This window comes from Lysinibacillus sp. KU-BSD001 (assembly GCF_042920265.1).
In the GTDB taxonomy this organism is placed as follows: domain Bacteria; phylum Bacillota; class Bacilli; order Bacillales_A; family Planococcaceae; genus Lysinibacillus_B.
This window is the reverse complement of the sequence record NZ_JBDQZI010000001.1, coordinates 302,567-314,385: the sequence shown is the minus strand read 5'-3', so window position 1 is coordinate 314,385 and position 11,819 is coordinate 302,567. Positions and strand designations below refer to the sequence as shown.

12 protein-coding genes are annotated in these 11,819 nt (G+C 37.1%); all 12 read right to left on the bottom strand.

Translation table 11 applies throughout. From position 1 onward, the window contains the following. Window positions 1-214: 214 nt before the first annotated feature. Window positions 215-481, bottom strand: coding sequence for a stage V sporulation protein S (locus AAGS61_RS01520; RefSeq protein WP_391366585.1), 267 nt, complete (start codon window positions 479-481; stop codon window positions 215-217). Between the two features lie 163 nt (window positions 482-644). Further along, window positions 645-1,649 carry a UDP-glucose 4-epimerase GalE gene (gene galE, locus AAGS61_RS01515; protein WP_391366583.1) on the bottom strand — a complete coding sequence of 335 codons (1,005 nt, stop codon included), beginning with the start codon at window positions 1,647-1,649 and terminating at the stop codon, window positions 645-647. A gap of 112 nt (window positions 1,650-1,761) precedes the next feature. Continuing rightward, complete coding sequence (locus AAGS61_RS01510) at window positions 1,762-2,559, bottom strand: TIGR00282 family metallophosphoesterase (RefSeq protein WP_391366581.1); 798 nt, start codon at window positions 2,557-2,559, stop codon at window positions 1,762-1,764. A gap of 282 nt (window positions 2,560-2,841) precedes the next feature. Beyond that, window positions 2,842-3,567, bottom strand: coding sequence for a CpsD/CapB family tyrosine-protein kinase (locus tag AAGS61_RS01505; RefSeq protein WP_391366580.1), 726 nt, complete (start codon window positions 3,565-3,567; stop codon window positions 2,842-2,844). Then, the gene (locus AAGS61_RS01500; RefSeq protein ID WP_391366578.1) at window positions 3,542-4,291 is read right to left on the bottom strand and encodes a YveK family protein; all 750 of its coding nucleotides are present in this window, start codon (window positions 4,289-4,291) and stop codon (window positions 3,542-3,544) included. Before AAGS61_RS01500 ends, AAGS61_RS01505 begins: the two co-directional genes overlap by 26 nt. Window positions 4,292-4,463: 172 nt before the next feature. Then, complete coding sequence (locus tag AAGS61_RS01495; protein ID WP_391366576.1) at window positions 4,464-5,756, bottom strand: glucose-6-phosphate isomerase; 1,293 nt, start codon at window positions 5,754-5,756, stop codon at window positions 4,464-4,466. 45 nt (window positions 5,757-5,801) lie between these two features. After that, window positions 5,802-6,773: a dTDP-glucose 4,6-dehydratase gene (gene rfbB / locus AAGS61_RS01490; protein ID WP_391366574.1), complete on the bottom strand. Its 972-nt coding sequence runs from the start codon at window positions 6,771-6,773 to the stop codon at window positions 5,802-5,804. Between the two features lie 16 nt (window positions 6,774-6,789). Beyond that, entirely contained in the window at window positions 6,790-7,671 is an 882-nt protein-coding gene (rfbA, locus tag AAGS61_RS01485) for a glucose-1-phosphate thymidylyltransferase RfbA (RefSeq protein WP_391366572.1), read from the bottom strand. Window positions 7,672-7,678: 7 nt separating this feature from the next. Next, a complete protein-coding gene (locus tag AAGS61_RS01480) occupies window positions 7,679-8,404 on the bottom strand; it encodes a WbqC family protein (RefSeq protein WP_391366571.1) in 726 nt (241 codons plus the stop codon). A 40-nt stretch (window positions 8,405-8,444) separates the two neighbouring features. Further along, window positions 8,445-9,554: a DegT/DnrJ/EryC1/StrS family aminotransferase gene (locus AAGS61_RS01475; RefSeq protein ID WP_391366569.1), complete on the bottom strand. Its 1,110-nt coding sequence runs from the start codon at window positions 9,552-9,554 to the stop codon at window positions 8,445-8,447. Further along, the gene (locus AAGS61_RS01470) at window positions 9,551-10,504 is read right to left on the bottom strand and encodes a hypothetical protein (RefSeq protein WP_391366567.1); all 954 of its coding nucleotides are present in this window, start codon (window positions 10,502-10,504) and stop codon (window positions 9,551-9,553) included. The genes AAGS61_RS01475 and AAGS61_RS01470 overlap by 4 nt, the downstream gene beginning before the upstream one ends. Before the next feature lie 69 nt (window positions 10,505-10,573). Beyond that, complete coding sequence (locus tag AAGS61_RS01465) at window positions 10,574-11,803, bottom strand: ATP-grasp domain-containing protein (RefSeq protein WP_391366565.1); 1,230 nt, start codon at window positions 11,801-11,803, stop codon at window positions 10,574-10,576. Between the last annotated feature and the right edge of the window lie 16 nt (window positions 11,804-11,819).

The window sequence follows — 11,819 nt, the reverse complement described above, 5'->3', positions numbered from 1 at the left end:
CTTCATCAGTTTAACACGAACGACTAGGCTGTACTATTGAAAATATTATATTCTACAAAAATTCAGCCCTAAGGCCGAGGTAGCGTAGAATACCTTTCATTATGTGAAAAATAGAGCATATGTAAACAATGTTTTTCATCATGAAAATACCGTCTTTTAACGATGATTTTGAGCAAATAAAAAAAACCAGCTACAAGAGCTGGTTACATTAATTTTATCGAGTTCGTTTTTCAACAACTAATTTTAATGCCGTGCGATCTTCACCCGCAATTGTAATATCCGCAAATGCTGGTGCACAAATTAAATCTGTTCCACTTGGAGCAACAAACCCCCTTGCAATCGCAACCGCTTTCACAGCTTGATTCAATGCACCTGCGCCAACTGCTTGCATTTCAACATAACCTTGCTCTCGAATAACAGCGACTAATGCTCCTGCAACCGAATTTGGATTAGAGCGAGACGATACTTTTAATGAATCCACATTTATTCCTCCCCAATTAGCTGATATACGGCTAACAAAATTGTTGTCCGATAGCACATTGTATGCGGAGGAAAATCAAAATAGACATCTGTAGCACGTAAAAAAAATGTAGAAATTTGCGTAAAAATAAGCACCAAATAGCACGGTTGTGAAATTGTTTTATTTAGATCAGCACGTCATGTTTTTCAAAACGCCAAGCATCCCGACACATTTCTTTAATAGTGCGTTTCGCTTTCCAATTCAACTCTTTCTCCGCCTTACTAACATTTGCATAGACAGTAGCTAAGTCGCCAGGACGTCGCTCCATAATTTGATAAGGTACTTTTACGCCTGTCACTTCTTCAAACGCCTTCACCAGCTGTAAAACACTCGTCCCCTTCCCCGTACCCAAATTATAAATATGTACGCCAGGCGTTAAATGTTCTAGCGCTGCAGCATGCCCTTCTGCTAAGTCCATTACATGAATATAATCGCGTACACCGGTCCCATCTACAGTTGGGTAATCGCCACCAAAAATATTTAATATCGGCAACTCACCTTTTGCCACCTTCGTTATATAGGGCATTAAATTAGTTGGCACCCCATTAGCCGCTTCACCCATTAAGCCACTTTCATGCGCTCCAACTGGATTAAAATAACGCAATAAAGCGACACTAAACTCTGGATTTGCACGGGCTACATCTATTAAAATTTGCTCACACATCGCCTTTGTCTGACCGTAAGGATTGCTCGCTGGTAATAACGCATCACTTTCCATTAATGGGCTTACCCCGTCCCCATAAACGGTAGCAGATGAACTAAATACAAACTTGTTCACTTCATATGCTAGACAGTATTTTACTAAATGCAATGTACTATTCAAATTATTCGTATAGTATTTTATAGGATTGACGACAGATTCCCCCACTGCTTTATAACCAGCAAAATGAATAACACCATCAAATGGATAGTTCTGAAATAATGCTGCTACTGCTTGTTCATCACATAAATCCATTTCATAAAATAATATATGTTCACCCGTTATTTTACGTAAATTTTCTAATGTTTTAAGCGTACTATTGGCTAAATTATCTACAATGACTAACTGCGCTTCAGGGAATCGTTCACGTAAGGAAATATACGTGTGAGAACCAATAAAACCATTACCACCCGCAATCAGAATATTCAACTTCGCTCTCCTCGTTAAACATTTTACTTATATTTATGAAGAGAGCCATTTATAAATGAACGTTTTATTCCATAATAAAAACGAGCCCTTATTATGAGCTCGTTTACGAACATTACCCTTCAAACGGATAGTCTTCATTTATATAAATACGTTCTTGACGAATCGCTTTTCCTGTTTTATCGTCAATGTCAACAAAGAAACCGCTTAACACATCGCGCCCCTTTTTCGGTACTTCGAATCGTGCCGGCATATTCGTTTGGAATTTATAAATGACACTTTCCTTCGTCATCCCTAAAATTTCATCATATGGTCCAGTCATCCCAACATCTGTAATATAAGCCGTACCGCCTGGATAAATACGTGCATCTGCTGTTTGCACATGCGTATGTGTCCCAACGACTGCTGAAGCACGACCATCTAAATGCCAGCCAAGGGCAATTTTCTCAGACGTCGCCTCTGCATGAAAATCAACAAAAACAAGTGGCGATCTTTGATGTGCCTCGGCTACTAATTCATCTGCCATCGCAAACGGGTCGTCATGCGGCGGCAAGAACACACGACCATGTAAATTAATCACACTGAGCGTCACACCATTTTTCTCGATTTGCACCATTCCACGACCAGGAGCATCCTTTGAAAAATTGGCTGGGCGAATTAAGTAATCCGCATCATCGATAAACTCAAAAATATCTTTATTATCCCACGTATGGTTCCCCATCGTAATGACATCCACGCCCATTTGTAATAAATCATTGTAAATACTACGCGTAATACCGCGCCCTGCTGCTGCATTTTCGCCATTTGCAATGACCACATCGACAGCATATTTCTTCTTTAAACGCGGTAAGTATTTCGCTACTGCATCGCGCCCGATTGAACCGACGATATCCCCGATAAATAAAACCTTCATGTATACGACCACACTTTCTATTATCTCACGCTTCATTTTAGCATTGTCGTTAATTAGAAGGCAAATTACTCTTATTATGCAAAATAGATACGTCCACTTTAATCCCCCCTGATATATCCATATATTCAGTGAAAGGGAGTATGTTCTCTGTAAATTCAACGATATGCACCCAAATTACCGATTCACAAGTAACATAGAATCAATAGTCAACCAAAATTCCCCAATAATCCTCATGCAGGTTCAACAGCATAATTAAAAGTTCTTCTTCACTGAAGTCTCACTTTATTCACTTGCTCCATAATATTGATAGTAATTTTTACGATTTCGCGGCATTTTATAATTATTTAATACGACACCTAAAATTTTTGCTTGAGAGGTAGTAAGTATGGTCTTTGCTTTTAGAACCGTATCTTTTTCTACAACACCAGAATGTACAATTAACAACGTACCGTCACACTTATTAGATAAAATCTGTGCATCTGATACAGGTAGTAGTGGCGGTGCATCAAAAATAATGATATCGTACACTTCCTTTATTTCTTCAAGAATAGCATCCATCGTCTTGGAGGAAAGTAATTCCGTTGGGTTCGGGGGAATAGGGCCACTAGGTAAAAGAGATAAGCCTACAATTGATGTTTCCTGAATCGTATCGTATAGCGTACTCTTTCTAGCAAGCACTGTAGATAAACCTACTGTATTAAAAAGCCCAAAAATATAATGTAGTGTTGGTTTACGCATATCGGCATCTACAATTAACACTTTCTTACCTTCTTGTGCGAAAACGGTAGCAATGTTAGAAGCGTTCGTTGATTTTCCTTCTCCAGCGGTCGAAGATGTGATTAAAATTGTTTTGAGCTGTTGATCTGGTAAAGCGAATGTAATATTTGTACGAATTGTCCGAAACTGCTCAGAGAGGATAGATTTAGGATCTGAAACCGTTATAAGTTTGCGAGCCATTGTCGGTAATTTGTTGGCCTTTTTTTTAGCTCTCTTTCTCAACCCAAGCATGTGAATCCCCTTTCATTCTCCGAGATTTAAAGGCAGCATGCTTCTTTTTTTCTAGCGGCATCGAACCGACTAATCCCATAATCGGTAATTGAATAATTTCTTCTACATCTTTTTCCGTTTTAATCGTGACATCAAACATTTCTAATAAAAAGGCTAAACCAATACCAGCCATTAACCCCACTAATGTAGCAATGGCTATATTCATGGTTTTATTAGGTTTTATCGGAATGGGCGTTTCGCTTAATGTGGCTACTGATAAAATAGTAAGATTATTAACACTCATGAGGAAAGGGATCTCTGCTTGAAATACTTCAGCAATCGTATTCGCGATATCTACAGCTTGTTTGGGGTTATCATTTTGTACAGTAATATTCACCACTTTTGAATTACTTTCATTTGATACTGAAATTTGACTCGCTAATTGTCCCGAGGTAACATCTAAATTCAATTCTTCTATGACCTTATTTAAGATAATCGGACTTGTAATAATGACGTTGTACGTATTGATTAATTGTAAATCGGCCTCCATTTGTGACCACGAGTATTCTTGATCAATATTTTTTTGATTTACTAATATTTGTGTCTGCGCCTCATAAGTCGGAGTTATTACATAGAAACTAATATATGCTGCAATACTAATCGCAACTACTATTAAACTTATAATGAGTAATAAACGTTTTTTTATGATTTTTAGTATTTCTTGTAAGCTAATAGTTTCCTCCAATCATTGTCCCTCCTTCTTTTACGATTCATTTATTGATTGTAATGCTAATATTTTCTTTACGTACATAAAAGGCTATTCATGACACAATTGTATGAAAAATATTCGCTAGTTATCCCTATGTCTTCCAAGCTTGACGAGCTATTTCAAACTTATTGTCCCTCTTTTCATTCAGTCAATTAACAATCTGAATCTTTTGTAACAGGGCTAACATTTTATTTTTATATGCCTCTACACCTGGTTGATTAAAAGGATTAACTCCTAATAGACATGCACTCATGGCACATGCTTTCATAAAAAAATAAATTAAATAGCCTATATGATACGCATCTAGTTTCGGGAGTTGCAGTTGAATGACGGGAACTCCTCCTGCAATATGAGCGAGCGCTGTTCCTTGTCTTGAAATGTTATTCATCTCATTAAACGTACGATTCGACAAATAATTTAAACGGTCATCATTTTGAGTATCATACGGTACACTGACATCCTCTTGCACTTCCTCAAAATATAAAAGCGTTTCAAATAGGATGGGATTGCCTTCTTGAATAAACTGACCTATTGCATGTAAATCTGTAGAATAACTTGCTGCTGAAGGAAATAACCCTTTGCGCTCTTTCCCTTCACTTTCCCCAAATAGTTGCATCCACCACTCATGAAAATTTTTGAGTGACGGTTCAAACGAAGCGAGCAGCTCCACTTTATAGCCCTGTTCATATAAAAAATGACGGAAAACGGCATAACAATAAGCATTATTCCGTTCAAGTCGAGAATGGTTCAATGACATTGCAGCATGCTTTGCGCCGTTTATTAACTCGTCAATATCTATACCCGCAACTGCCACTGGGAGCAATCCAACGGGCGTCAATACCGAATATCTCCCACCAATATTGGCAGGAATAATAAACTGACGATAGCCAGTATGATCCGCTATCTCTTTTAAAAGCCCATTTTCAGCATCCGTCGTGACAATAATCCGTTCAATCGCCTCTATCCCGTAGCGTTCATCCATATATTGTTTTAACACACGGAATGCTAATGCTGTCTCCATCGTTGTGCCTGACTTTGAAATGACATTTACATATACATTCTTATCCGCTAAATAATCTAGTAATTGAGCGATGTATGCCCCACTTAAATTTTGACCGACATAAACAACCTCGATTGCGCCTTTCTTAATTTTGAAATAAGGGGTTAATGCATCTTGAATAGCACGCGCCCCCAAATATGATCCACCAACGCCAATCACAACAAGGATCTCCGCGTGTTCCCGAATTTCATTGGCAATATTCGTAATTTGTTGAAGTAACACAGATTGATTTTGTAGAGGATAGCCTATCCAACCTACTGAATCTTTGAATAATTGTTCTAAATGATGATGGATATCGTCAACTTTTGCTTGATAAGCACACCATTCTTTATCCAACATGTCTACGTTAGAAAAATTCAGTTTAATTAGGTCACTACTCAATCCCTAACCTCTTTCATTTTGTAATCTAACATGTTACTTTTTCAATCAATTGCTCATTTGTTGTAACCAGTTATTTTCCATATACCACTCAATCGTTTGCACAATTCCTGTGTCAAATGAATATGTCGGCTTCCACCCTAAACGTTCTAACTTTGCTGGGTCAATTGCATAACGTTTGTCATGCCCTAACCGATCAGGAACAAACGTAATTAATTGCTGTGACTTGCCTAAAGTATCAATAATACGCTGAACGACTTGTAAATTCGTTCGCTCATTATGCCCACCAATATTGTAAACCTCACCAGTAACCCCTTTATGCATCACTATATCCAGTGCCTTGCAATGATCATATACATGTAGCCAATCACGAATATTTTGCCCATCCCCATAAATCGGTACTTTGTCATCTTTGAGCACCCGTGAAATCGTTAAAGGAATTAATTTCTCTGGATATTGATACGGTCCATAATTATTTGAACATCTTGTAATATTCACCGGTAGTTCATACGTCTCGTAATATGCACGTACCAATAAGTCCGATGCTGCCTTACTTGCACTATAAGGGCTATTCGGCTGTAATGGTGTCTCTTCTGTAAAAAAGAGCGTTCGGTCAAAATCTAACTCTCCATAAACTTCATCGGTTGAAACATGAATAAATTTTAAGACCCCTACTTGTCTTGCTGCTTCTAGCAAATTTTGTGTCCCGACAACATTCGTTTTTACAAATATACTAGGGTCTTGTATAGAACGATCTACATGACTTTCTGCTGCAAAATGGATAACATAATCGAATCGGTATTGTTGAAAGAGAGAGAGGATCGTTTCATAATCAATAATATTAGCTTGTATGAAAGTATAATGAGGATTGTGTTCGATGTGATGATGCTTCGTTACATCTCCTGCATAAGTTAACGCATCTACATTATAAATTTTATAGTGAGGGTAGTGTTTTAATACATAGTGAATAAAGTTGCCACCAATAAATCCAGCTCCCCCCGTTACTAATAGGCTTTTCATTTCACTTTGCCACCTTTTAAAATACTGTGTCGACAGTTCGTGCAATGTCCATTAAATAGTTCCCATAATCTGTTTTCATAAGGGGTGCAGCGAGTTTTACAAGCTGCTGCTTTGTAATGTAGCCCTTTCTGTACGCAATTTCCTCAATACAGGCAATATACAAACCTTGGCGCTTTTGAATTGCTTCAACAAAATTAGACGCTTCTAATAATGATTCATGTGTACCTGTATCTAACCACGCTAACCCGCGCCCTGTCAGTATTACAGTTAATTCATCCTTCTGCATATATTGCTCTAGAACGGAAGTAATTTCCAACTCCCCACGTGCTGAAGGTTCTACATTTTTTGCCACTTCCACAACTTTATGATCAAAAAAATATAAACCCGGAATCGCATAGGAAGATTTCGGCTTTTCCGGTTTTTCTTCTATAGAAATCGCATTATGTTGTTCATCGACTTCGACTACTCCGTAAGCACGAGGATCATTGACATAACACCCTAAAATAATACTACCCGTCGTTAAAGAAGCTGCTTCTTTTAATAACTCACTCCAGTTCGAACCGTAAAAAATATTATCTCCTAAAACTAATGCGACAGAGTCGTTGCCGATAAAGTGCTCTCCAATAATAAATGCTTCCGCTAGACCATTCGGATTTTCTTGGATTGCATATTCAAAATGCATCCCCAGGCTACTACCATCTCCTAACAGTTCTTTAAATCCCCCAATATCACGAGGGGTAGAAATTATTAACACTTCTGTTATACCTGCTAACATCAAAACAGATAGCGGATAATAGATCATCGGTTTATCATAAATAGGCAACATTTGCTTTGAAATCGATTTCGTTAAAGGATACAACCGAGTCCCTGAACCGCCCGCTAATACAATTCCCTTCAACTACCATTCACCTCGTAAATAAGGATTGAATTTCCTCATACCTTTCCAACATGCCTTGTATGTCATCAACACTATTAAACATCATGACATCGAGAATTGATAATCCAGGTACAAAATTCCCATCACGCTGAACATATGGCTTTAAAATAGGTTGAATAAATTTTATATCAATATTTTGCTTCGCGTATTTGTTCTGGTCAAAAAATAAAATGCCTCCCGGTGCATTTATATATGTTTTTGCACCCAAGGCCTTACATATATTAAGTCCCCATTCATCAGGGGCTGTTGCATGTTGAAATTCAAAGTCAGCTTTTGATAATGTCGTTATGCGACACTTTATATTTAAATAATCACAAGTCTTCTTGAGTAAATGGGTGTTTAACTCACTTAAACTTGTAAACTCTTCCGTAAAGCAATCTTCCACAAAAGCTATCACTTTTTCTTTGTATGGTGCATTTTTATAATAGTGGTGCAATCGCTGGATGATCGATTTTTGCCAATCTGCTTTGTAATCAATTAAAATATCTTTTATTAACGTATGAGTATGAAATTTTTGGATAGGTACATTTATATAGGTGGCGTGCCCCGTTGGATGAAGAATTCTATTTCGATTAATCCAGCCTTTTTTTATATACTGCACTGTATCAAAAACTATAAATTCGTCACACAAATGCATCAACTGGAAATAACCAATATAAGGGAAAAAGTACGGTTGCATCAGTACTAACTTCAAATTTTCTCCTCCAACTCATATGAAAAGTTAAGATACACCTTTATGTTAATACTAACTTAGATTTAATAATTCGACATATTCGATCTACATCATCTAAATGTAAGTGTGCATATAAGGGAAGTGTGAGGATTTTTTCTGCAATTTTTTGGGCGACTGGCGTGCACGTTGGTGTGAATTTTCCTTGGTAACAAGAGAAATCATTGATAAGGGGATAAAAATATTTTCGCGTATAAATGTTTTGTTGTAAAAGTACATCATGTACTGCATCTCGTGTGAGGGAATGATGATCAAATAGGACTGGGAAATAGGCGTAATTACTTTTCAAGTTCGGAGAAGGGAGCGATAACTTAATCCCCTCTACATCATATAGCTGCTCCACATACCGTTCGTATATAATTTTTCTACTCGTTATTTCATCATCTATATAGCGCAGATTACAAAGACCCATCGCTGCCTGAAACTCATTCATTTTTGCATTACCACCCACATACTCCACATGCTCTGGTCCTGTAATACCAAAATTTTTAAGTGCATTTAAGTATGGCACTAAATCCGTATTTCCATATGTTAAGGCGCCACCTTCCACTGTATGAAACACTTTAGTCGCATGGAAACTAAACATCGATGCATCACCAAAATTAGCAACACTTTCTCCATCGACTGTAATGCCAAAAGCATGGGCCGCATCGTAAATGACTTTCAGATTATACTTTTTAGCAATTCGCTCAATTTCTCTAAAGTTACAAATATTACCGTAAACATGCACTGGAATAATAGCGGTCGTCTTTTCTGTTATAAGCCTTTCTAGATGGTCCGTTTGGATTGTATAGTCCTCAGCATTAATATCACAAAAAACGGGTGTTAATCCTTTTCTGACAATCGCATGCACTGTAGATGCAAATGTAAAGGGCGTTGTAATTACTTCCCCAGTGAGCTGGAATGCTTCTATCGCATATTCCAATGCTAGATGACCGTTAGAAAATAAGGAAATATTCGGTGTCTTTAAATACTGTTTCAATGTATTTTCTAATTGATTATGTTTAATACCGGCATTAGTTAACCATCGACTATCCCATAACTCTTTAATTTCTTCTATATAATCTACCAAATTGGGCATGGATGAACGTGTTACTTGTATAGCACGGTTCAACTGATCACCTCATTGATTAGGTTTGAAATGTATTCCATCTCTTTTATTCCATAACGCTGATCACATGGTAAGGCTAAAATATTGGCGGCGTAGCGGTACTCGATGCTTTCCTCTACTGTATTTTCTAACACATTGGGCCACAGCGTTGGAATATATAGCTTCTTTTTTGCTAAGTTTTTTCTTATTTCAATCCCGTTTTCTATATACAATGGATAGGCAAAAGCACCATCCGACGTTACCAATTGTAAACGATTTTTTTCTTTAAATTCATGTTCTAAAAAGGCATAATTAGTATTTCGAATTTGACGTACATTGTCATAATCAATCGCACCAAGTAAATTAGTAGTGAGCCTAGACATCCATTTTAAAGGTTCACTATGAAGCATTTGATCTACTTCTTGGAAATTAGCATAAAAATGAGCAGCTTGCCCTTCAAAACGCCCTAAAACATGTGCCATTCGATCTTTTGACACATCTAATGCTAATTCTTCATGTAATGGATTCGTTGTCGATACATACGCCCCGTCGGATACGCCAAAAAATTTTCTACATGAATAAATCGTATCTACCCCATACAATGGCTTTTGAAAAAAAGCATGCGTATTATCTACTATAATTTGCTTATATTTTTCTTTTAAACTAGAGATTTTCTCATTTGTCAATTGTCCGAAATAATTCACGATATAAATAATCTCATCTTCATCCATCACATGGCTAATCATTGGACTAAAGTCTGGATGGATGCTATAGTATTCTACTTCATACCCATTTGTAACTAGTTTATGGCTTACTGCATAACATAAATAATAAGGCATATAGACCTTTCTTATGCCTTTTGCCTGAAGTAAATAAACTACTGCATTTGTTGCAGTATTTAAACGAATTAATCCTTTGTGATACTCGTTACTTACTAATTTTTCTAAACCGAAATATCCTCCGATTTCATTCACTGAATCACCTCTAATACACCTTAAAATCCACGATTGTTACGAACATCTACTTGTTAAAAGCTATATTCATTAACGCTTTGTGACATTCGCTAGAGACGAATCTTCCACTATAACCTTAATTAAATGGTCGATATTCTTCATTTTATTCGTCATTTCAGCCATTGAAGCAAATTGTAAAATCATGATTCCGACTTTTTCATGTGATCCAGAGAGTGCATATATTTCGTCTCCCGTATTTACTACTAATTCGAATTCCACCATATTATGTTTTTGAAACTCTTCATCTATTTCAACACCTTTAAAAATACCTGTTTGCGCACTATTCAACACATAACTAGCCCAATAGCCTTGTGGCGCAGCCATTGTTAAACCACTGCAATCTTCACCAAGGGCCGCTTTAATCGTATATTCGATCAAGTCGATACCTGTTGCATACTTGATTGCATGCGGGTTCCATTCACCGCCATTTCTTGGGGCAATCTCAATAATATATACGTTTTCCTCATCATCAACCCGAATATCGAAATTTAATGCCCCTGTTTGCATATTAAGTAAATTCACTACTCTTTGTATTTCATCATGTATTTTTGTTTGGATATGCTCTGGCATAATATATGGCCATGTTGCTAATATAGAAACGAATGGGTTTAATCGGTCTGTTGAAAAATATTCATTTGAGAAACAGCGAAAAACAAGCTTTCCATCCACACAAAAACCATCTCCGCCCACATGCGGTCCATAATTCTCAATATATTCCTCAATGATAAAACGTTTTGCTCTTGAATGATGTAAAGCATTTCGTACTTTTTCTTGAAGCAGTTCGATATTATCGATTTTCGATATTCCTTTACTGCCTGATGCATCTACAGGTTTTATCATGACAGGCATTTTAAAATGATGAAAATCCATTTTCGCTTCTTCATATGAACGATATCCTTTAGCCCGAGGAATATGAAAGCCATTTTCTAATTGGAATTGTCTAAATCGATCTTTATTTGTCAGAATATGAACAGCTTTTGATGAATAAGATGGCAGCCCTAGTTTTTCAGCAACATAAGCTACTGTTGCCGCCCCAGAATCTGCCACATAGCAAACGATTCCATCCACATTCAATTTCTTTGCTAATTGTAGAACAGCTTCTCGATCTGTCGTACTCACATTGTAGTATTCGTGTGCATATTGATGACCTGGATTCTCTTCTAAATAGTCACACGTAATCACATAATGGCCCATTTCTCTAGCTTTTTTAATCGCGGGTATTTGCAAATGTGAACCACCGAGCATTAATAATTTTTTCACCTTTACACCTCATTTA